This window comes from Aeromonas sp. QDB34, from assembly GCF_027705405.1.
GTDB lineage: Bacteria > Pseudomonadota > Gammaproteobacteria > Enterobacterales > Aeromonadaceae > Aeromonas > Aeromonas hydrophila.
On the sequence record NZ_JAPDBT010000007.1, the window covers coordinates 55,411 to 77,333 of the forward strand.

The window sequence follows — 21,923 nt, forward strand, 5'->3', positions numbered from 1 at the left end:
GAAATATTGTACGCAGATGTGTTGATCCTGCTGCTTGCCGCCGTGCTGTTGGTGGCGATTTTCCGGCGCCTCGGCCAGCCGGTGATCCTCGCTTACCTGCTTGCCGGGGTACTGCTCGGCCCCTATGGCGTCGCCGTGATCACCGGCCAGGCGATCATGCAGACCATCGCCGAGCTCGGCATCGTCTTTCTGATGTTCTCGCTTGGGCTCGAATTCTCGCTGCCCCGGCTCATCGCCATGCGTCGGCTGGTGATCGGGGTGGGCGGCCTGCAGGTGTTGCTCACATCATTGCTGTTTTTCGCCATCGCCTGGTGGTGGGGCCTGAGCCTGCCCCAGGCGCTGGTGGTGTCGGGCACCTTGGCGCTCTCGTCCACCGCCGTGGTGATCAAGCAGCTGGGAGAGCAGAAGCAGCTGCACACCCGCCGCGCCCAGCTCGGGGTGAGCGTGCTGCTGTTTCAGGATCTGGCGGTGGTACCGCTGTTGGTGATGATCCCCATCCTGGCCAGGCCCGAGATCCAGGGCAGCGCCCTGCTGGCGGAGATCGCCTGGGCCACCCTCAAGGGGCTGTTTGCCCTGCTGAGCCTGCTGGCGGTGGGCAAGTGGCTGCTGCCGCTGCTGTTTCACGAGGTGGCGCGGGCCCGCTCCGACGAGCTGTTCGTGCTGAGCGCCCTGCTGGTGGCGCTGCTGGCGGCCTCGCTGACCCAGTGGATGGGGCTCTCCATGGCGCTGGGGGCCTTTCTGGCGGGCATGATGCTGGGGGAGTCCCACTATCGCCATCAACTGGAGGTGGACATCCGGCCGTTTCGGGACGTGCTGATGGGGCTCTTCTTCATCACCATCGGCATGACCATGGACTGGCAGCGGGTGGCGCAGGACTGGTGGCTGGTGGCCACCAGCGTGCTCTGCCTGATCCTGTTCAAATCCCTGCTGGTGCTGCTGGCCGGCCGGCTGATGGGGGAGCGCAAGCGCGATGCCATGGCGGCGGGGATCATGCTGAGCCAGGTGGGGGAGTTCGGCTTCGTGCTGCTGGCGCTGGCCAACCACCACGGTCTGCTCGACCATCGGCTGGTCTCCCTGCTTATCGGTATCGGCGTCACCTCCATCGCCATGACGCCCTGGCTGGTGTTGCAGGCCCATCATCTGGCCCGCTCCCTCACAGATCCTGCCCTGCTCACCCGCTCCGAGGTGGCCCAGTCGGGCCTGAGCAAGAGCCAGCACGTGATCATCGCGGGCTTTGGTCGGGCCGGTCAGACCTGCGCCCGCTTTCTCAAGCAGGAGGAGATCCCCTTCCTGGCGCTGGATCTCGATCCGGAGCGGGTGAGCGAGGCCAAGTCGGCGGGGGAGCAGGTGGCGTTCGGCGATGCCAGCCGCCGCGACATCCTGCTGGCCGCCGGCCTGCTGCGGGCTCGGCTGGTGATCATCACCTTTGACGATCACAAGCGGGTTGAGGCCATGCTGGCGCTGATCAGGGAGCTGGCGTGGGAGGTGAAGGTGCTGGTGCGCACCCGCGATGACAGTTTTCTGGAGGCGTTCAAGCGGGCGGGCGCCTTTGCGGTGATCCCCGAATCCCAGGAGGGGGCCCTGATGCTGGTCTCCCACCTGCTGCTCAACTGCGACATCCCCATCGGCCGGGTGATCCGGCGCATGGAGCACGAGCGCAGCAGCCAGTACCGCTTTCTGCACGGTTTCTACTGGGGGGATCAAAGCGCCGGCAATCTGGAAACGGACCAACTGCTCGAGCGGCTGCACCCCGTGCTGCTGCACGAGCAGGCCTGGGCGGTGGGTCGCAGCGTGCAGGCTCTGGCGCTGGAGACGGTGCGGATCAAGGAGGTACAGCGCGGCGAGCTGCGGCTGGAGCCCAAGCCAGAGCTGGTGCTGGCGGCAGGGGATCGGCTGGTGCTGTTCGGCAATGGGGTGGCGGTGGAGCAGGCGGAGCAGCGCCTGCTGGAGGGGCGTTAGTCCTCGCTCAAGGTGTATTCATCCTCGCCGAAGGTGAGTGAGCCGCTTGCTGGCTGGCGTGCCGGTTCACCCTCAAGAGGCCATTTCAGGCTTCGACCGGTACCATCTCCTCTATCCCCAGAAACGCTTCGACCCGCCGGCGCTCGTTCAGGGTATCCAGGTAGCCCAGCTTGATCAGCTGCTGGCAGTAGCCGGGATAGAACATCAGGAAACTGGCCAGGCTGCTGGTCTCATCCCCCGTTACGCCCAGTACCCGCAGCAGGCGGCGCAGGTGCACCGGCAGCTTGCGCAGATAGGCCAGCGCCAGCAGGTCGAGATCCTGGCTCGGCTTGAGCACGCAGGTCTCCACCCGTTTGAGTTTCAACCGGTTGCGCTCCCGCTCCGGGATGAGATCCAGGGTCTGGTTGATGCGCCACAACCGCTCCAGGTCCGAGTTGAGGGTATCGGTGAAGACGGTGTCCAGCAGGTGGCTGGCGATGTTGGAGCTGGTCAGGTGGCCATGGTGGAAGGTGGGCGCCGTGTGCGCCGGTGGATCTAGGGTGATCAGCAGGATCCGCTCCGCCCCCAGGTGGATGGCGGGGCTGAGCGGGCTCAACTGATGGATGGAGCCGTCGCCGTAGAACTTGTCGCCGATGTGGGTGGCCGGGAAGACGAACGGCAGCGCCGAGGAGGCGAGCAGGTGATCCGAGGTGAGCAGGGTGCGCAGCCCGCGCCGTCTGGCCCGCTCCCACGGCAGGTGCTCGGCTCGCCCCTGAAAGAAGGTGGTGGAGAGGCCGTCGTCGTAGTCGGAGGCGGTGATGGCCAGCGCCTCCAGACTGCCGTAGAGGATGTTGTCGTCGATGCGGTGATAGTCGATGAGCTGATCCAGCAGGCGGCGCAGCGGCGCGTTGTCGAACAGGTGAAAGGCGTGGTTGGTGTGGGGATTGATGAGCCCCGCCGAGCCCTCATACATCAGCCGCCACAACAGACGCCCCGGGTGAAAGTCGAAGATGTGGTGGGTCTCGAAGCGGCGCCAGACCCACTCCAGCTTGCGTACCCCCAGATGGAAGCAGGAGGCGTAGCAGGCCAGCGCGGTGACATTGATGGCGCCGGCCGAGGTGCCGCACAGGATGGGAAACGGAATGCCGAGATTGCGGGGATAGAACTCGGCGATCGCCTTGAGGGCGCCGACCTGATAGGCGGCGCGGGCACCACCACCGGTCAACAGAAGAGCTGTGTTGGGTTTGGCCATGATACTGCGCCTTATGCATGCCACTGGGGGTGTTGCCACCGAGCAATTTAACTATAAGACGCTGTATCAAATATAAAAACAGGCCTGCCAACCATTTTTTGCAGGCCCTTTTTGAGGCTGTTTAGTTGGCGTGGCGAGCGGCGCTCAGCTGATCGAACGAGGCGAATGCGGGGGCACTGGCGAGGATGCGGCCGTGGCCGAGGCCGCGGGTGCTCACCAGCCGGGTACGACCATCCTGAGTGGCGCGCAGGGAGTCGCCGTGCGGGGCGAAGCGATCCTCCTCGTCGTGCACTATGATGGCGGGCCCGCTGCGGCCGGCGAGCCGCCCCAGCGGGTCGACCGTGCTCAAGGGGTGCTGGTACTCCTGTTCAATCTCCTTGACCACCGCATCGAACAGCCGGATGGAGTAGCCGGAGCGCGCCACCATGCCGTAGAGCTGGGGCACGTAGTCGAGCACCGGCGAGATGAGCAGCAGCGGCAGGGCATCCAGCTCGCGTCGGCGGCTGGAGAGGGTGACGGCGCCCCCCATGCTGTGGGCGATGACGCCCTGCAGCGGGCCGTACTCCGCCGTCATCTTCTCTACCAGTTCGTCGAAGGCGCGTACGAAGCGGGGCAGGTGGCCGGTATGGCCGGCGCTGTGGCCGTGGGCCGGGTGATCGTAGGCAATGGCCGTGAAGCCCAGGGCGGCGATGTGGCTCATCAGCGGGTAGAACTGGCCGGCGCTGCCTGACCAGCCGTGCATCAGCAGCCAGACCGGCCCCTGGCCGAGCCGGTAGCTCATCAGGGTGCCTTCGCTGGTGTGCACGGCCTGTTTGACCAGTCCGGCCGGCGCCGCGTCATCCCGCTGGTTGCGCTGGGGGGTGAGCAGCAGCTTGCTGGCGGTGCGCTTGGCATGAGCGGGGGCCAGGGTGTGATGCAAGCGGGTGCCAAGGCCAAGCAGCCATTTGCTCGGGCTGAAGCGGCGGGTGTTGAAGTAGATCTTGCTGCTCATGGTCATCCTGTGGTTTTTATGTGCGAACGGTCGTGCTTTTTTGTCGGTTTTAAAAAAGAGAGGTCAATCCATCAGCGCCAGCCATCCAGCAGTGTCTCCACTTCTGGCCAGAAGTGGCGGGCCGGATCCTGACACAGATCGAGGGCATTGAACACCTGATCCGCCAGATAGAGGCCATAGAGGCGATGGACGGCGCGCCAGGGATCCATGTCGCTGCGCCACTCGCCCTCGCTCTGTCCCTGCACCACCTGGCGGGCCAGGTAGTCGAGCCAGAAGCGCACCAGCTGGCGGGCAGCCTGCTGCACCTCCCCCTCCTGGGCCGAGGTCCAGGCGTCGAGGAACATGCAGCGACCGGCGAAGCACTGGTTCCAGGCCAGCCAGGCCTGCAGCAGGGCCGTCAGCTTCGCTCGCTGGTTGCCGTGCTGCTGCTGGCGCACCGGCTGGATCACCCGCTCCCGGAACACCTCGGCGGCGTACTCCAGCACGGCAATCTGCAGGTTGTCGCGGGACTGGAAGTGGGCAAACAGGCCGCTTTTCGACATCTCGCAGGCGCTGGCAAGGGAGCCGATGGTGAGGCTCTCCAGCCCCTGCTGGCTCGCCTGCTCGAACGCAGTCTGCAAAATGTTGTCGCGGGTCAGCCGGCCCTTGCTCATCGCACTCTCCTTCATTAACTGGAGCAGCATAAAGTACGACCGTGCTATTTGTCGAGCGGCAGATGATGTGCAGGCCTGCTGGGAGGGGTCAGCTCTCCTTGATATCCATCTGCTGCAGAGCGATGACCGCCTGGGTGCGGTTCTTGACGCCCAGTTTACGGAAAATCGCCGTGATGTGGGCCTTGATGGTGGCCTCGGATACGTTGAGCTCCCAGGCGATCTGCTTGTTGAGGCTGCCGTCGCGCAGCATCACCAGCACCTTGTACTGCTGGGGGGTGAGGCTGGCCAGCTTGCTGGCGAAATCGGCGCCCTCACAAGGCTCGGGGTGGAGCGAGATGCCGGCCGGCACCCAGTTGTCACCCCCGATCACCGTATTGAGGGCGTTGACCAGCTCCTTCATCGGCGCCGATTTGGGGATAAAGCCGAGCGCGCCGAGCCGCAGCACCTGCTGGATGATGGCGGGCTCTTCCGAAGCCGACACCACCACGATGGGCAGGTCGGGATATTGGCCGCGCAGGTGGGCGAGACCGGAGAAGCCGTTGGCCCCCGGCATCTTGAGATCGAGCAGCAGCAGGTCGACTTCCGGGTGCTCACCCAGCAGGTGGGCCAAGCTGTCGATGGAGTCTGCTTCCAGCAGCTGGGCATCGTCGATGGCCATGTGCACCGCTTGATAGAGGGCGCCCCGAAACAGGGGGTGGTCATCTGCGATGACGATGGTAAATTGGCTGTCCATTGCTCACATTGTTGCTAACTAATTGTTTTGGAAAATCAAACTAGCACCGCTCCCGGAGAGGGTCAAACCTGCCGGCGCGCAAATGTGAAGCGACCGTCGGATGTCGTGCCATTGGGGCAGATGGGATGGTCAAGAACAACCCATGCAGGAGGCAATAGATGGGATCTCTGGTATTGACGGTGGGCACGGGCTCCACCTGGGCGATGCGGGCAGCGCTGGTGCTGGCCATGAGCGGACTGGAGTGGCAGGAGCAGGTGTTCGACCTGGAGGATGCCAAGGAGCTGCAGCGGCTCAAGCGGCTGGCCCCCGCCGGCCTGGTGCCCTGGCTCGATCACGACGGCGTGCGGGTACACGACTCGCTGGCCATCGCCGAGTACCTGCACGAGCTCTGCCCCGCGCGCCAGCTCTATCCAGAAGCGCGAGCCGAGCGGGCGCTGGCCCGCAGTCTTTGCGCCGAGCTGCACGCCGGTTTTCGCCAAATCCGCACCCTGCTGCCCTTCTTCCTCGGCGCCCCGACCCGCAGTGAACCGCCGGTGGAGGCCATCGGCGAGCTGGCCCGGTTGCAGACCATCTGGTCCCAGGCGCGTGGCCCCTTCTATTTTGGCGAGGCGGGGATCCTCGATGCCTTCTATGCGGTGATGGCCTACCGGTTGGCGAGCTACGGCATCCAGCTGCCCGGGCAGGCCGGCGCCTATCAGCAGGCGCTGCTGGCCTGGCCGCTGTGGCAGCAGACCCTGGTCAAGGCACGCCTGCAGTGGCCGGCGGCCGCCCGTCAGCCGCAGTGAACCTGCGGGCGCAACAGCCTGTCTGAACGGTAGGTGTAAACAGAGAGGGGAGCCACTGGCTCCCCTCTCTGTTTGGGTTTGATTCCTTAAGCTGGATTATGGCTGGCGGCCGGCGAACACCACCACAACCTTGTCATCCCCCTTCTCCCGCACGAAGGCATAGGGGCTGTCGGCCAGTTTCTTGTGGCTGCCCGCCGCCACCGCCGGGTGGGCGGCACGGAACTGGCCGAGTCGCTGCCAGTGCTTGACCAGCTCGGCCTTCTCGCCGCCGGCCAGCTCCTGCCAGTTCATGTCAGAACGCAGTGCCTGATCGAACACGCCGCCATCCTTGGCGAGTCCGCGGCCGGACTCATCGCCGTAGTAGATCTGGATGCCGCCCGGCAGCAGCATGAAGCTGCTGGCGACCCGGCGCTGCAACGGCACGTCCTGATAGTCGCCGAAGAACAGCTTGGTGTCGTGGGAGCTGATGTAGCTCAGCACGTTGAACTCGGGATCCTGATTGATGCGGCTGGCGTAGCCGGCATAGGTGGGCTCGGCGCTGGCCAGACACTGGGCCTGGGGCAGGGCGAACTCGCGCTGATAGTCGAAGTTGATCAGCGAATCGAAGCCGTTCTGGTACCAGAAATCCTTGGCTACCCCGTGATCCCACACCTCGCCCACCATGTAGAAGGGCAGATCGTCGAGCTTCTTGGCCGGGTTGGCGGCTTTCCACTCCTTGAGGGCGGTGGTGCCGGCCTGCTTGAGGCGGGCCCACACCTCGGGCTCCAGGTGTTTGACGGTGTCGGCTCTGAAGCCGTCGATACCGAAGCGGCGCACCCAGTCGGTGTGCCAGGCAATCAGATAGTCGCTCACGGTGGCGTTGGGCAGCACCTTGGCCCTGGTGTCCTGTTTGGCCGTCAGCAGCGGCGGCAGCCCCACCGGCTTGGTGGATTCGGTGAGGAAGTCCGGCAGTCCCGCCACCGAGCCGGTGACGTCGTCGGTACCGGGTTGCGGGTAGCCGGGCAGGCCGGCCCGCACCCAGTCACCGCTCCACCACTGGTCCCACTTCGGCGACTGGTAGTCGATGAACTGGTTGTAGCCATGCCAGTTTAGGCCGCCGCTCGGGCGCCACTGGTTCCAACGGGCCGGCAGTTTACCGGTGTTCTGGGTGAGGTCGGTGAGCCCCAGATCTTGCAGGTCGGCGAGGGTGGCGTAGCCTGCGTGGTTCATCACCACGTCGAGGATGATGCGCATGCCGCGCTTGTGGGCCTCGTCCACCAGGGTCTTGAGGCTCTCCTCGTCGCCGTAGTTGGGATCTATCTTGGTGAAGTCGAGTGCCCAGTAGCCGTGATAGGCGTAGAAGGGGAAGTTGCCCTGCTCGCCGCCGCCGATGAAGCCGTGCACCTGCTCCACCATGGGGGTGATCCAGATGGCGTTGATGCCAAGCTGCTTGATGTAGTCGAGCTTGGCGGTCAGCCCCTTGAAGTCACCGCCGTGCCAGGTGGCTACTTCATCCTGACCGTCCTTTTGGCGGCCGAAGCTGTGGTCGTTGGCGGGATCGCCGTTGTTGAAGCGGTCGGTCAGCAGGAAATAGACGCTCGCCTGATCCCAGCTGAAGGGGGCCGTGGTGGCCGCCTTGATTGGCTCGAGCAGCAGCAGGCCGCCGCTCTCTTTACTCGGCGTCAGGGTCAGCTTGCCGCCCTTGATCACCCCTTGCTGGCCGGAGTAGGCGTCCCGCAGCTGGGTGCCGTCGGGCCAGACTCCTTTCAGGGATACCGTGACCGGGCCGCCATCCCAGCTGATGCAGGGCTCCGCTGGCGGCTGACGTTTGAATTCGCTCTTCTTGGTGGCTCGCAGCACCTTGAGGCTGGGGGTATCCGGGTTGAAGGTGAACTGATAGTCCCCCGCCAGCATCACCCGCAGGTTGAAGTGCTGCCCCTTGCTGCACTTGTCCATGGGCTGGGCGGTGCCGAAGGGGAGCGGTTTGGCCTCGCTCGGGCCGAAGCTGGTGCCGCAGCTGTTGCCTGCGTCGCTGATGCGGATCTGGTGACTCCCCTTGGTGAGCGGATGGGTCAGCTGCACCGCCCCCTTGTCCAGCGTCAGCGGTGTGCCGACCGGCTGGTCATCCACGTAGAGGCGCACCTCGGCGGCCATGGCCTGATGGAGGAAGAGGGGGCTGGCCAGCAGGGCGAGCCAGAGGGAAGAAACCGAGGGAGTGCGACGCATAAGCCATTCCTTGCTGGGGTTAAGCGGACCAGATTGCCGTCAATGGGGCTCATTCTAGGAGGCATGAGGGCGGGCTTGGACAGGCAAACCGTCGATTTGTGACATCAGTTCAAATGGTTACGTTTTCAAGAATGGAAAAGTGTGAGCGGGGTGTCGCGCCCATAAAAAAAGCCGGTCGATAGACCGGCTTGTTGCATTGCCACTTTCGTCACACGGTGAAGAACTTGAAGTTGACGAAGGCCACCGCGATGAAGGAGGCCACCATGCCGCTCAGGCAGAGCACGGCCGGGCGAATGGCCGGCCAGCGATGGGTCAGCAGGATGATCGCCAGCATGGTCGGATAGAGGCCGAACATGTAGCGCGGCATGGCGTTGAGCCCTGTCATCAGCGGAATGGTGCAGCAGATGAACATCAGGGTTGCCTCGGCCCAGCGCTTCTGGCTGAACAGATAGAGGTTAAGAGCCCAGCCGAACATCACCATGATGGAGAGGTAGGATTTGCGTCCGCCCAGCTCGAAGCCGCTCAGCCACCAGTCCAGCGGGCTGTCCATGTAACGGCCCCAAGCCACCTGGATGTGCTTGAACGCCAGCGCATCACCGGTGAGGTGATAGAGGTAGAACATGTAGGCGAACAGGCCGAGCGGGATCATCCAGAGGGTGAACACCACCTTGAAGGCGCGCTCGGTGAAGCGGAAGAACTCGCGCCAGCCGTAGGCCTGCAGCGCCAGGATCAGCACCGGGAACACCATCATCACCCCCAGGTTGCGGGTGGCGGAGATGAACACGCCGAGCAGCGCCACCATCAGCCACTGCTGGCGATAGGCGAACAGGAACATCCCCAGCATCAGCGCCATGAACATCGACTCGGTATAGCCGGAGACGAAGTAGGCGGAGAAGGGGGAGAAGGCCAGCAGCCAGACGCCGAAGCGGGCGGTGTCGTCACCCAGCTTGAGCTGGCGCAGCACCAGCAGCATCAACGGCAGGCTGATGAAGAACGCCAGGTTGGCTACCAGCATCAGGCCGATCAGACTCTCGACGTTGAGCAGGTTGGAGATGGTGCCGGAGATCATCGGGTAGAGCGGCATGAAGGCCCAGTTGGCCGCATTGCCCTTGCTCAGCCAGCGTGGGTAAAGATCGTAGCCGTTCTCGATGATGCGCTGGAACCAGACGCAGTCGAACTGGCAATAGGCCTGCAGCGGGCCTATGTCGGGGGAGCCGTAGAGCTGCACGCCGAAATAGCCCATGCCGTAGAGGGCGGCCCGGCTCAGCACGAAGGCTGCGATGATCATCAGCCAGTCACGGCTGCTGATGGCCAGTGACGGGCGATAGGGGCCCGCATTGTCAGGGGTGATGGAGGTAGTCATGTCATTCATCAGGCAAATACCCAGATCCTGGAGAGGAGGTAGGTGAGCACGGTGACCGTCAGGGTGGCGATCACCACCGGCAACAGACCGGAAAGACCCGCAAACAGCAGACCGCTCAATATCAGGTTACGCACCGCCAGCGAGAAGAGGGCGACCAGCAAGAACTTGCTGGCGGCACCCTGCTTCTGGAAGGTGATGTAACGGTGACCGAAGAAGGAGAACCAGAAGGCGATGGCAAAGGCCAGCGTCGTCACCAGGTGCTCCGAGATGGTGGGCCAGCTGTGAAACAGGGCGATGGAGGTGCCCAGATCGACGAGGGTGGCCCCCCCGCCGACAAACCCGAAACGTACCAGCCGCCAGAATTCCTCGCGGGAGATCATTGAGAAGCCTGCTCCTGCTGGTCATCAGCGGCTTTCGCGGCAGCAGCCTTCTTGCCGGCGCTCTTCTTGCTGCCGGTGGCTGCATCTTGCTTCGGCTCTTCATCCTGTTTGGCATACTGGCCGTATACCCCTTCGATGAGGTAGACGGGGCGCTGCTTCACTTCGACAAACATGCGGCCGATGTACTCGCCGATGATGCCGAGCGACAGCAGCTGGATGCCACCGAGGAACAGCACCACCGACATCAGGGAGGCGTAACCCGGCACGTCGATGCCGAAGAAGACCACCTGGGTGACGATCTTGAGGATGTAGAGGAAGGCGACGAAGGAGACGCCGACGCCGACGTAGCTCCATACCCGCAGCGGCCAGCTGGAGAAGCTCATCAGGCCGTCGAGGGCGAAGTTCCACAGCTTCCAGTAGTTGAATTTGGTCTCGCCGGCGTGGCGGGCGGGACGCTCGTAGGGCACGCCGACGGCACGGAAACCGGCCCAGGCGAACAGCCCCTTCATGAAGCGGTTGCGCTCCGGCAGCTGCTTGATCGCCTCGACCACCTTGCGGTCGATCAGGCGGAAGTCACCGGCGTTCTCCGGCAGCTTGGTGCTGGTGGAAAGGGCGTTGAAGAAGCGGTAGAAGCCGCCAGCGGTGAGGCGCTTCATCGGGGTGTCGGCGCTGCGATCCACCCGGATGCCGTAGACGGTGTCGTAGTCGCCGGTCTGCCACAGCTTGACGAATTCGAGAATGAGTGCGGGCGGATCCTGCAGATCCACGTCCATCGGCACCACGGCATCACCCTTGGCGTGATGCAGGCCGGCGGTCATCGCCGCTTCCTTGCCGAAGTTGCGGGCCAGGTTGACCAGGGTGACGCGCGGGTCGCGGGCAATGGCCTGCTCGACCACCTCACGGGTGCGGTCGCGGCTGCCGTCGTTGACGAATACAATTTCCAGCTGATCCTTGAGCGGCGCCAGTTCGTTATCTATCGCGTTGATGAAGGCATCTATGCTCTCTTCCTCGTTGTAAACGGGAACGATCAGAGAGAGTCGAAAATCGGCATGCGACATGAAAACTTCCTTATTTGGAAAATTATTTTATAAAACAGCGTATTGGAGAATACGTCTTATTGGGCGACGGTCAAGCGCACCGACTGGACATTGAGCGGCGTCGGGGCGGAGAGCGCCAGAAAGTTGGGACGTTTGGGGTCCGAGGTCAGCGACTCGCCCGGCAGGCTGAGACGGATCTCGTTGATGCCGGCCTTGGCCAGCTTGACGGTGGTGGTGAAATCGTGACCCAGCGCCACCTTCAGCAGAGCACCGGCCTGCGGGCTGTTGACCCGGGCCTGGATGGTCAGCTGTTCCGGCTGCGCCTGCTGCTTGGGCAGCACGAAGTAGAGGCCACCCTGGCCGCTCAGTTCGGTGCCGTCCGCACTCGGTTTCTTGGCCCAGCCTTCGCTGGAGAGGAAACGGCTCGGCTTGGTCAGATTGAGCTCGTTGCCGGGCTGGTAGGTCATGCTGGAGTTGTGCTCCCAGAAGCGGGTCTTGCCTTCCAGGTAATAGAGCTTGTAGGCCAGGCTCACGTTGGGGTGGGCGGCCAGATAGAGGGTATAAAGGTAGAAACCACTCAGCGCCATGATGGCGGTCAGAAAACCAAACTTTTTGTACGTCATATCACTCTCTGCGCCTCACGGTTTGTAGGCTGATTTCGCGCATATGCTAATCCAATTGCAAAAAAAGCATAGTGGATCACAAAAATATATTTGGTCACATATTAACCCCTTTCCGGCCGGTGTTCCAAATGTTGCTGTTCCCGTATTTTACCTGCCCTGGCGAGCCGGAGATCCGGCGCAGGTCGGGGGCATTTCAGGCCCGGCTCTGACAAGCATAAATGAGGGCGCCGCTCACACGGCCGGGAGCCTGCATCGCTGTGGCAGGATCTGTCGCCATTTTGCCTAGGCCGATTTATGATGGCGTATCACGCAGTCAAGGATGACCCATGAAGCTGAAACTCTGCTGCTGGATGCTCTGCTTGCTGGCGCCGCTGGCCTCGGCAAACAGTCTGTGTCCCTCGCCCTTGCGGGTCGGTTTTGACAACTGGCCGCCTTATCACTATTACGCCGGCACGGCGGCCGGACAGAAAGAGCTGCGCGGCTTTGCCGTTGAAGCGCTCACCGCCATGCTCAAGCGGCTCGATTGCAGGGCCAGCTACGTGGAGATGCCCTGGAAGCGGGTGCTGCACGGTCTGTCGCTGGGCTCGGTCGACATCGCCATGGAGGCCTATTTCAACGAGGATCGCGCCCGCTATGCCTGGTTCTCCGATGCCTACAATCCGGGTCGCAGCGCGCTCTGGATCCGCAAGTCATCCTCCTACCCCGAAACCGATCTGGCCAGCTGGCTGGCCAGCGGCCATACCCTGGGCATCACCAAGGACTACTACTATGGGGCCGAGATCAGCGAGTTGCTGCGCCGTTATGCCGCTCAGGTGAGCGTGGTCAATGACGAGCAAAACTATGGCAAGCTGGTACTGGGGCGCATCGACGGCTTTCTCGGCGATGTGCTGGCCACCCCCTGGGGCTTGAAGGAGGAGGGGCTGAGCGATCTGATCGTCCCCCACACCATGGCCGTATATGAAGCGCCGACCTTCTTCATGTTCAGCAAGAAGCGGCTGTCACCCGAATTTGTCAGTGCGTTCAATCGCGAACTGGCTGAATTTAAAGCAACAAATGAGTATGACATTATCTGGCGGCGCTACGCGCCCGCCAGCTAGTAAAGTCGCGGGCATTCACGCATCATGAGCGCCTTGACCGCCGGGTCTGACAGGCTGAAGTGAACCGATCTTGAGGTAAGCATGGGGAAGAAGTATTGGCTGGCATTGGCAAACCTGATCTGGCTGGGCTGCTGGCCGGCGGCCATGGTACAGGCCAGCGAGGGCCAGGTGGTGGTGAGCAATGCTGCGATGCAGCACGACTGGTATCAGAACAGCACCGCGGAGCAGGCCAGGCGTGAGCTGGAACTGCAACTGCAGGAGGCCGTACTGGCCCAGTTGCACCCGGATTTTTACACGCTCTGGAAGAAGCTGCAGGCCAAGCCGGCGGATCAGCGTGGCGCCCTCTATGACGAGGCGTTCGGCAAGCTGGCCCGGTTCCAGCAGGCGTGGCGGGCCATGGATCTGGTCTCCCGCGAGCAGATGCAGACCCTCAAGCTCAACCTCAGCAAGCCGCTGGCCCATGAGCCGGCCGGCGACAACCTGCTGGAGCAGGTCAGGCAGCTCAGACCCCAGGTCGTGGAATATGACGCGGTGCGCGAAGAAGTGCGCAAGCTGCTGGCGCTGCCCATGGCCAAGAAGTGGCCGACCCTGACCATGCCGACCCTGCGGGCCGGTGAAGTCTCCCCGGAGCTGGGCCAGATCCGCTCCATCCTCAACGAGCTGGGCGACACGGCCCCGCGCCATGATGACGCCACCTACGACGCCGAAACTTTGCAGGCCGTCAAGCAGTTCCAGCGCCGCCACGGCCTGACCGCCGACGGCATCATAGGCCGGCAGACCCGCAGCTGGCTCAATACCGGGCCCGAGGTGCGCGCCAGCCTGCTGCTGCGCAACCTGTGGCGACGTGACCTGGTGGATCAGCTCTCCGGCGCCCGCTACGTGCTGGTCAACATCCCCGACTATCGGCTGAGCGTGGTGGAGTCCGGCAACGAGGTGTTCACCAGCCGGGTGATCGTGGGCAAGGAGCAGCGGGCGACCCCGATCCTCGCCAGCGAGATCCGCTCCATCGTGCTGAACCCAGCCTGGCACGTGCCGCGCTCCATCCTGAGCAAGGACATTCTGCCCAAGCTGGGACGGGATCCCGCCTACCTCAATCGCGAGCAGTTCGAGGTGATCGACGGCGAGGGCAATCCGGTACAGTTCACCGAAGAGGGCTGGCAGCAGGCGCTGGCGTCCGGCTTCCCCTACCGGCTGCGGCAAAAGCCGGGCGATCACAACGCACTGGGTCGCTACAAGTTCTATCTGCCCAACAACGAGGCCATCTACCTGCACTCCACCCCGCGCAAGGCGCTGTTCGAGCAGGGCGCGCGTGCCTTCAGCTCCGGCTGCATCCGGGTGGAGCATGCCGACGATCTGGCCGAGCTGCTGCTGGCGGACTCCCGCTATCAGCCGGACAAGGTGGCCAGCATCTTGAAAGAGACCCAGACCAAGTGGCTGCCGCTGACCACCCCGATCCCGGTGTTCACCGTCTACTGGAGCAGCTGGATCGACGAGGACGGACGTCAGCAACTGCGCAACGACATCTATGGATTTGATCGAGTCAGCTACCAGAGTCGCTTGCTGTGATCCTCGCCACAGAGTGAAAAGCCCGGCCTGCGCCGGGCTTTTTCATGGCCCCTTGCGGTTTGACAGCGGCCGGCTCGGCGGGTAGTTTCAAGCGCCTGTATCAAATTCATTCAACGGTTTCACCTCAACATAGCGATGGACGGACAAGGGATGCTTGATCAAGAGATAAGCCGACGTCGCCTGCTGCTGGGTGCCGGTTGCCTGCTGGGGGGCTCGCTGCTGTCCTTCCCCGCCATGGCGAGCCGCAGTACGGCAGGACGTGAACTCAGTTTCTTCAATCTCAATACCGGCGAGCGGGTGCGCGCCAGCTATTGGGAAGACGGCCGCTACCTGAAAGACGGGCTGGCCGAGCTCAACCACATCTTTCGCGACTACCGTCGCAACGAAGTGTTCAACATCGACCGCAAGCTGTTCGACCAGCTCTACCTGCTGCAGCACAAGCTGGGTCGTCACGGTGAAATCCAGCTCATCTCGGGCTATCGCTCGCCTGTGACTAATCGCCAGAAGCGCAGCCGCAGCCGCGCCGTGGCCAAGCACAGCTACCATACCCTGGGGCAGGCGGTGGATGTGCGCATTCCCGGAGTACAGCTGGCGCACCTGCGCAAGGCGGCGCTCCATCTCAAGGTGGGCGGCGTCGGTTATTACCCGAGCGACAACTTCGTGCACCTCGACACCGGACCGGTGCGCAGCTGGTAACGGCTGGCTGCCGGCCACAGCTGCCCGGCGGGTGACTGGTCAGCGGGGTGGCCGAGCTGGTAGGCTCTGGACACCATGCAGAGGAGAACCAGATGAAACATATTTTGCTTGGCGGGCTGATTGCCCTGCTGCTGACCGGTTGCGGCAAGCTCAACCGTGAAAACTATGACAAGCTCAAGATGGGGATCAGCTACGCCGAGGCGAGCAGCATCCTCGGCAAGGCCGAGCGTTGTGACGATGCGCTGGGGACCACCAGCTGCATCTGGGGTGACGAGGGCAAGAACATCAAAATCCGTTTCATCGCCGACAAGGCGACCTTCTTCAGCTCGGAAGGGATCAACTGAGGCAGTCACAGCCCCGTTGCCCATATAAAAAAGCGCCTGATCGGCGCTTTTTTGTTGGCTGCAATCCGTACCGGCTTGCCAGAAGCTGGCGCGCTCAGTGCGTGGCGTACTGGTAGTGGAAGGTTGGCAGCCCCCACTTGAAGCGCACCGCCAGGAGCCGCAGCACGAAACCGATGCCGATGGCACCGAAGGCGGCCCAGTCGTTGGGCAGGCCCTGATCCAGCGCCAGGCAGTAGATGGCGGCCGTCACCAGCGAGATGGCGGCATAGAGCTCGCGGCGAAACACCAGCGGAATGCGCTGGCAGAGCAGGTCTCTGAGCACGCCGCCGAAGGCCCCCGTCACCACCGCCATGATGCAGGCGATGCCTGCACCGTGACCCATCTCCAGCGCCCTTGCCGCACCGAAGATGGAGAAGACCACCAGCCCCAGGGCATCGAGCGCCATGAACAGCTTGCCAAGGTAGCGCATCAGCGGCGCCGAGATGACGCCGGCCATGGCCGCGCCGGCGACCAGCAGCACATACTCTGGGTGCTCGACCCAGAGCAGGGGGTAATGGCCCAGCAGCACGTCGCGAATGGTGCCGCCCCCGATGGCGGTCGCCGATGCGATGATCACCACGCCAAACAGATCCATCCGTCGCCGGCCCGCGGCCAGCGCGCCTGTCATCCCTTCGGCCACCAGGCCCAGCAAGAAGAGTGCATGTAACATGAGATATCCCAGGGTGCGAGAAAGCCCCGCATCCTATCAACTCGCGCTATAGGGGACAAGCAATGAAGGCTATGCATTATTTTTTATAATGCAAAAATGAAGCGGGGCCCCCAAGGGAGCCCCGTTGTCACCGCCAACCGACTCAGCGTCTGAGCTGTTCGGCGCGGTAGTGATCGACCCACATGGCGGTGGCGCCGCAGATGGCTACCGGCATCACGAACAGGTTCACCACCGGGATGGCGGAGAAGAGGGTGACCAGAGCGCCGAAGCTCAGGCACTTGCCGCGGCGCTGCTTGAGGGCATCGCGCATGGTGATGAAGTCGATCTTGTGGTTGTCGAACGGATAGTCGACGTACTGGATCGCCATCATCCAGGCGCTGAACAGGAACCAGAGCACCGGCGCCAGGGTCTGGCCCACCACCGGAATGAGGAACAGGATCAGGCAGCCGATGGCCTTGGGCAGGTAGTATTTGAGCTTTGTCCACTCGCGGCCGAAGGTGCGCGGCACGTCCTTGACGATGTCCAGCATGCCGGTATCGCTGACGGTCTCGCCGGTGAGGGCTTGTTCCACCTTCTCCGCCAGCAGGCCGTTGAAGGGGGCCGCTATCCAGTTGGCCACCGAGCTGAACAGGAAGGAGAAGACCACCAGGATGGTGATGAGGGCGATGGGCCAGAGCAGATAGTCCAGCCAGTCGAGCCAGCTCGGGATCTGCTGGTGCAGCCAGCCGAACAGGCCGTCCAGCTGCAGCAGCAGGGCGTAGAAGGCCCCGGCAAACAGCACGAAGTTGACCAGCAGGGGGATCAGCACGAAGGTGCGGATGCCGGGCTGGCGAATGAGCGAGAAGCCGCGCAGGAAGTAGTCTGCGCCGCTGATCGAGTCTTTTACCATACGGGGTGAGTGGCTCATCTGAGCTCCATCTGTTCATGGGAAACTGCCTGCATATTACAAACAAGCTTTTGATTTGGTAAAGTCGCCTGCCCGCCTCCTCTTTATTTCGTTACCCACATAGGCCGCCATGCGTCTGAAATTGATCAAACTCGCCGGTTTCAAGTCGTTTGTCGAGCCGACCCGCATCGAACTCAACGCCGACATGACCGCCGTGGTGGGCCCCAACGGCTGCGGCAAATCCAATGTGATCGACGCCGTGCGCTGGGTGCTGGGGGAGAGCTCCGCCCGCCATCTGCGCGGCGAAAACATGACCGACGTCATCTTCAACGGCTCCGTCAACCGCAGCGCCCACGGCCGTGCCTCGGTGGAGCTGGTGTTCGACAACCCTCACAACCGGGTGCCCGGCGAGTTCGGCCGCTTTACCGAGATCTCGGTGCGCCGCGAAGTGCTGCGCGACGGCTCCAACCACTACCAGATCAACGGCCAGAAGTGCCGCCGCAAGGACGTGACCGACCTCTTCCTCGGCACTGGCCTCGGGCCCCGCAGCTACGCCATCATCGAACAGGGCACCGTCAGCCGGCTGGTGGAGTCCCGCCCCGCCGATCTCAAGCTGTTCATGGAAGAGGCTGCCGGGGTCTCCCGCTACAAGGAGCGGCGCCGCGAGACCGAGCAGCGCATCCGCCATACCCAGGAGAACCTGGAGCGTCTCGGCGACATCCGCGGCGAACTGGGTTCACGCCTCGAGCATCTCAAGGCCCAGGCCGAGACCGCCGAGCGCTACAAGCAGCTCAAGAGCCGTTCGCGCGCCGCCCGCGCCGAGCTGATCGGCTCGGAACTGTGGGCGCTGGAGACGCGCCTCGGCGAGGCCAAGACCGAACTGGCCCAGACCGAGCAGGCGCTGGCGGCGCTCGATGCCAAGCGCACCGCCGATGAGGGGCGTCACGTCACCCTGTCGGTGGCCCGCCAGGAGGCGCAGGCCGAGCAGGCCAGCCGCCAGCAACAGATTTTTCTCGGCGGGCAGGCCATCGCCCGCCTCGAGCAGCAGCAATTGCATCAGAGCGAGCTCGGCCGCGACTGGCAGGCGAGGCGGCAAGCCCTCGGCGAGCGTATCGAGGGGCTCAAGGCCCAGCTGGCCGGCCAGCTGGAACAGCTGAGCGAAAGCACGTTGCAGGGCGAGGTGGCGTCAGCGCGTCTGGAGCAGTGTGAGCAGTTGCTTACCGACCAGCAGAGCGTGCGGGCGGCGGCGACCGAGCGGCTCGAGCAGGCGCGCCAGCGCCAGCAGCAGTGGCAGCAGCAGCTGGGTCAGTTGCAGGGGCGGCTCAACCAGACCCGCGCCGAGGTGAACGGTCTGCAGGAGCTGCAGGCCAAGACCCGGCTGGCCCGTCTCAAGCTGGAGGATGAACAGGCCGGGCCCCTTGGCGGGGAAGGGGAGAACCTGCAACCGGCGCTCGATGCGCTGGCGGCGGAGCTCGCGCTCTCCCGCGCCCGTCATGAGGAGTCCGAAGCGGCGTGGCAGGCCGCTGTGGCCCGTCACGAAGCACTCAAGACAGCGCAGGGTCACCAGCAGGGCTCGCTGCGCGAGCTGGAGGCTCGCCTCGCCACCCTGGATCAGATCCTGGGGGAGCAGATGGCGGGCGCCACCCTGGCGGATCGGCTGCAGGTGCCCCCCGAGTGGGCCCGAGGGCTGGACAAGGTGCTCGGCCGCTGGCTCACCGCCACCCCGGCGGATGAGTGCAATCTGACGCAGTCCGGGCTCTGGATCGGCCCGGCCCAACCGGCGGTTGCCGGTACCCTGGCGGCGCAGCTGGGCGGCGAGCACATTCCTTCTTTCCTCAATGCCATCTGGCTGGTGGAGAGCCGGGAGGCGGCATTGGCCCGCCAGCCGAGCCTGGCGGCCGGTGAGTCGCTGCTCACTCCTGCGGGCGACTGGTTTGGTCCCAACTGGGCGGATCTGGGGGAGGGCATGGCCCTCGGTACCCTGGCGCTGCTCGGCGAACGTGAGCGGTTGCACACCGAGCAGGTCGCAGGCCGGGAGGCGCTGCGCCGGCGCGATGAGCAGCTTGCTGCCGCCGATGCGACGCGGGCCCAGTTGCACGGCGCCCATGGGCAGGCTCTGCGTACCCTGCGCGAGCAGGAGCAGCAGTGGCAGCAGCTGCGTGAAGCCTGGAGCCTGCGCGAGGGGCAACGGCAGGAGCGGTTGCAGCGCCTCGGCCAGCTGGTGGAAGAGCTGATCAGGCTCGACCAGGATCAGGCCGAGGAGGCCAAGCGGCTGGCGTCGGCCGGGGAGCGGCTTGAGCAGGGCGAGGCGGCCCTTGGCGAGTTGCAGGAGCAGGGCGAGGCGCTCGCCGAGGCGCTGTTGCTCGCCCAGGAGCAGGCAAGCGGGGCGGAGCGGGCGCTGGAGGAGGCGCGCTTGCGCCGGGAGCAGCAGCAGGCCGCTTGCCAGCGCCTGCAACTGGAGCAGCAGAACCTGCGTCAGCTCATCGCCCTGCGCGAACAGGAGCTGGCCCGCCTCGGGCTGGAGCTGGCCGAGCTCAAGGAGCCGGGCGCTACGCCGGGTCAGGATCTGTCGCCCCTGCTGGCCGAGCAGCGCAATCTTGAGGCACAGCAGCTTGCCTGTCATCAGCGGCTTGCGGAGCTGGAGCGTCAGCTGACCGAACTGGAGCAGGCCAGAAGCGCCGATCACAAGCAGCTGGTGCACATTCAGGAGAAGCTGGCGACCCTGCGCCTTGAGCGTGAACGCAACCTGACGCGCCGGCAGGGGCTGCACGAGCAGTTCGAAGAGCTGGGCGTGCGGCTGGTGGATCTCGATCAGGCGGTGCTGATTGCCGCTGATCGCGGCAAGCTGCGCCAGGAGATCCAGACCCTGGAGGCACAGGTGGAGGCGCTTGGCGCCATCAACCTGGCGGCCCTCGAGGAGTATGAAGAGGCGAAAACCCGCTCAAGCTACCTGGAAAACCAGTGTCAGGATCTGGAACAGGCGCTGGAAACCTTGAGCCAAGCCATTAAAAGAATTGATAAAGAGACACAAATACGGTTCCGGGATACTTTCGATAAGGTCAACGAAGATTTAAAATCCCTCTTTCCGAAAGTGTTCGGGGGGGGCAGTGCCTGGCTTGAGCTCACCTCCGATGATCTTTTGGAGGCCGGAGTGAGCATCATGGCGAGACCTCCGGGTAAGAAGAATGCTACCATTGCCCTGCTTTCCGGGGGGGAGAAGGCGTTAACCGCACTTGCGCTGGTTTTTGCCATCTTCAGACTCAACCCAGCACCATTTTGTCTGCTGGATGAGGTGGATGCACCGCTCGATGAAGTGAACGTCGGTCGCTTCTGTTCTCTTGTCAAAGAGATGTCGAGCACAGTACAGTTCGTTTACATCAGTCATAATAAGGTCTCCATGGAGATGGCTGAGCAGCTGGTTGGCGTCACGATGCAAGAGCCCGGGGTTTCGCGCATAGTGTCGGTCGATATCGGTGAAGCCGTCGCTTTGGCTGAGCAAAACTAGAAAGAGAAGCAGCTAATGCAGGAATTGCGTTACATCTTGGTTGCCCTGGGCGGTATTGCCATCGCGGCATTGCTCATTCACGGGTTGTGGAGCAACAGAAAGAATCGTCAGGCACCGATCAAAGAGAAACCTCTGGGCCGGATGGAATCCAAATCACGGGATCGTGACAACGACGCCTTCGACAGCGATGGCATCGGTCAGGTGCGAGTGGTCAGCGGTGGCCGTCGTGCCGAGCCCAAACTCCACCATGATGAGCCCCGCCAGCCGGAAGTCAGCCGTCGTGCGCCTGCGCCCGCCTTCGATGATGAAGATGACGACGCCGATCTGCCGCCGCCCGTGGTACGCAAGCCTGCCGCCCGCCCAGTGCCGCCGCCCCCCGTCTATGAAGAAGACGAGGAGGAGTTCGAGGAGCCGGTTGCCGCAACCGTCGAGGAAGTGCCTGCCGCGCCGGTGCGCAAGCCCGCCCAGGTCATTCGCCGTACCCCGGTCCACCGTTCCCGTCCCCAGCGCGAGCCGCTGCTGCAACCGCTGGACGAAGAGCCGCTGGTCGAGCCCGCCTACGCGACCGCACCCACTTTCGGTGCCCGCGAGCCGGCCCCGGTTGCCGCTCCCGAATACCAGGCGCAGCCCCGTCATGCAGCCCCCGAGCCTGCCTACGAGGAGCCCGTCTATGAAGAGCCGGTGCGTGCCGCGCCGGTCGAGAAGATCTGGCAGGATGTCTATGTCATCAACCTGATGGGCCGTCCGGGTCACGATCTGCAAGGGGCCACCCTGCTCTCTTCCCTGCTGGCGCTGGGCTTCAAGTTTGGCGAGATGGATATTTTCCACCGTCACGAAGACCCGAACGGCAAGGGAGAAGTGCTCTTCTCCATGATCAACATGGTCAAGCCGGGCACCTTCAATCCGTACCGGATGGAGCAGTTCGCCACCCCGGGCGTGTCGCTTTTCATGCAGCTGCCGCTGCGCAGCAACGCTGCGTTTGCCTTTGAGGACATGCTGCAGGCCGCCGATCAGCTGGCCAGCGATCTCGATGCCATGCTGACGGATATGGATCGCAGCCCGCTGAGCGACGAGACCATCGCCCGTTACCGGCATGAGCTGGCCGCCTACGAGGCCAGTCGCGACTAATACGCCATGCGGGTCGAATGAATAAAAAGTGC

The 21,923-nt window shown here is 63.7% G+C and carries 19 protein-coding genes; 8 read left to right on the forward strand and 11 right to left on the reverse strand.

The window, feature by feature from the left end:
• Positions 1-6 precede the first annotated feature (6 nt).
• Positions 7-1,959 (forward strand): monovalent cation:proton antiporter family protein, encoded by a 1,953-nt coding sequence (locus OKC29_RS11570; protein WP_162275632.1) that lies wholly within the window; start codon positions 7-9, stop codon positions 1,957-1,959.
• Between the two features lie 85 nt (positions 1,960-2,044).
• On the opposite strand, the gene OKC29_RS11575 is transcribed toward OKC29_RS11570, so the two are convergent.
• From OKC29_RS11575 to OKC29_RS11590, 4 genes are all read right to left on the reverse strand, one after another.
• Positions 2,045-3,190, reverse strand: a complete 1,146-nt coding sequence (locus OKC29_RS11575) for a patatin-like phospholipase family protein (protein ID WP_024946021.1) — start codon at positions 3,188-3,190, stop codon at positions 2,045-2,047.
• A 121-nt stretch (positions 3,191-3,311) separates the two neighbouring features.
• The gene (locus OKC29_RS11580; protein ID WP_162275633.1) at positions 3,312-4,181 is read right to left on the reverse strand and encodes an alpha/beta hydrolase; all 870 of its coding nucleotides are present in this window, start codon (positions 4,179-4,181) and stop codon (positions 3,312-3,314) included.
• A gap of 71 nt (positions 4,182-4,252) precedes the next feature.
• Positions 4,253-4,834 carry a TetR/AcrR family transcriptional regulator gene (locus tag OKC29_RS11585; RefSeq protein ID WP_073349250.1) on the reverse strand — a complete coding sequence of 194 codons (582 nt, stop codon included), beginning with the start codon at positions 4,832-4,834 and terminating at the stop codon, positions 4,253-4,255.
• An 88-nt stretch (positions 4,835-4,922) separates the two neighbouring features.
• On the reverse strand, positions 4,923-5,567 hold the full coding sequence (locus OKC29_RS11590) for a response regulator transcription factor (protein WP_019839067.1): 645 nt from the start codon (positions 5,565-5,567) through the stop codon (positions 4,923-4,925).
• Between the two features lie 158 nt (positions 5,568-5,725).
• Between OKC29_RS11590 and OKC29_RS11595 the strand changes: the two genes are divergently transcribed.
• Positions 5,726-6,352 (forward strand): glutathione S-transferase, encoded by a 627-nt coding sequence (locus OKC29_RS11595; RefSeq protein ID WP_073349252.1) that lies wholly within the window; start codon positions 5,726-5,728, stop codon positions 6,350-6,352.
• A 96-nt stretch (positions 6,353-6,448) separates the two neighbouring features.
• Here the strand turns inward: OKC29_RS11595 and OKC29_RS11600 are convergent, their stop codons facing one another.
• The 5 genes from OKC29_RS11600 to OKC29_RS11620 all read right to left on the reverse strand — a co-directional run bounded on the left by OKC29_RS11600 (position 6,449) and on the right by OKC29_RS11620 (position 11,960).
• Positions 6,449-8,557: an alpha-amylase gene (locus OKC29_RS11600; protein ID WP_073349254.1), complete on the reverse strand. Its 2,109-nt coding sequence runs from the start codon at positions 8,555-8,557 to the stop codon at positions 6,449-6,451.
• Positions 8,558-8,765: 208 nt separating this feature from the next.
• On the reverse strand, positions 8,766-9,929 hold the full coding sequence (locus OKC29_RS11605; protein WP_011705134.1) for a membrane protein: 1,164 nt from the start codon (positions 9,927-9,929) through the stop codon (positions 8,766-8,768).
• The gene (locus OKC29_RS11610) at positions 9,929-10,300 is read right to left on the reverse strand and encodes a GtrA family protein (RefSeq protein WP_073349256.1); all 372 of its coding nucleotides are present in this window, start codon (positions 10,298-10,300) and stop codon (positions 9,929-9,931) included. Before OKC29_RS11610 ends, OKC29_RS11605 begins: the two co-directional genes overlap by 1 nt.
• Positions 10,297-11,358 carry a glycosyltransferase family 2 protein gene (locus tag OKC29_RS11615; RefSeq protein WP_029301561.1) on the reverse strand — a complete coding sequence of 354 codons (1,062 nt, stop codon included), beginning with the start codon at positions 11,356-11,358 and terminating at the stop codon, positions 10,297-10,299. The genes OKC29_RS11610 and OKC29_RS11615 overlap by 4 nt, the downstream gene beginning before the upstream one ends.
• A 56-nt stretch (positions 11,359-11,414) precedes the next feature.
• Positions 11,415-11,960: a hypothetical protein gene (locus OKC29_RS11620; RefSeq protein ID WP_016349902.1), complete on the reverse strand. Its 546-nt coding sequence runs from the start codon at positions 11,958-11,960 to the stop codon at positions 11,415-11,417.
• Between the two features lie 326 nt (positions 11,961-12,286).
• On the opposite strand from OKC29_RS11620, the gene OKC29_RS11625 reads away from it, so the two are divergent.
• The 4 genes from OKC29_RS11625 to OKC29_RS11640 all read left to right on the forward strand — a co-directional run bounded on the left by OKC29_RS11625 (position 12,287) and on the right by OKC29_RS11640 (position 15,663).
• Positions 12,287-13,057, forward strand: a complete 771-nt coding sequence (locus tag OKC29_RS11625; RefSeq protein WP_123785006.1) for a substrate-binding periplasmic protein — start codon at positions 12,287-12,289, stop codon at positions 13,055-13,057.
• A gap of 81 nt (positions 13,058-13,138) precedes the next feature.
• Positions 13,139-14,623, forward strand: a complete 1,485-nt coding sequence (locus OKC29_RS11630; RefSeq protein WP_123785007.1) for a L,D-transpeptidase family protein — start codon at positions 13,139-13,141, stop codon at positions 14,621-14,623.
• Positions 14,624-14,773: 150 nt separating this feature from the next.
• The gene (locus OKC29_RS11635) at positions 14,774-15,319 is read left to right on the forward strand and encodes a DUF882 domain-containing protein (protein ID WP_011705140.1); all 546 of its coding nucleotides are present in this window, start codon (positions 14,774-14,776) and stop codon (positions 15,317-15,319) included.
• Positions 15,320-15,411: 92 nt separating this feature from the next.
• Entirely contained in the window at positions 15,412-15,663 is a 252-nt protein-coding gene (locus OKC29_RS11640; protein WP_005303367.1) for a hypothetical protein, read from the forward strand.
• Positions 15,664-15,757: 94 nt separating this feature from the next.
• Here the strand turns inward: OKC29_RS11640 and OKC29_RS11645 are convergent, their stop codons facing one another.
• Together OKC29_RS11645 and cysZ are read right to left on the reverse strand one after the other, a co-directional pair.
• A complete protein-coding gene (locus tag OKC29_RS11645; RefSeq protein ID WP_011705141.1) occupies positions 15,758-16,372 on the reverse strand; it encodes a trimeric intracellular cation channel family protein in 615 nt (204 codons plus the stop codon).
• A 142-nt stretch (positions 16,373-16,514) separates the two neighbouring features.
• Entirely contained in the window at positions 16,515-17,279 is a 765-nt protein-coding gene (cysZ, locus tag OKC29_RS11650; protein WP_011705142.1) for a sulfate transporter CysZ, read from the reverse strand.
• Between the two features lie 109 nt (positions 17,280-17,388).
• On the opposite strand from cysZ, the gene OKC29_RS11655 reads away from it, so the two are divergent.
• Together OKC29_RS11655 and zipA are read left to right on the forward strand one after the other, a co-directional pair.
• Positions 17,389-20,763 carry an AAA family ATPase gene (locus tag OKC29_RS11655; RefSeq protein ID WP_073349258.1) on the forward strand — a complete coding sequence of 1,125 codons (3,375 nt, stop codon included), beginning with the start codon at positions 17,389-17,391 and terminating at the stop codon, positions 20,761-20,763.
• A gap of 15 nt (positions 20,764-20,778) precedes the next feature.
• Positions 20,779-21,891 carry a cell division protein ZipA gene (gene zipA, locus OKC29_RS11660; RefSeq protein ID WP_029301557.1) on the forward strand — a complete coding sequence of 371 codons (1,113 nt, stop codon included), beginning with the start codon at positions 20,779-20,781 and terminating at the stop codon, positions 21,889-21,891.
• The last annotated feature ends 32 nt before the right edge of the window (positions 21,892-21,923 follow it).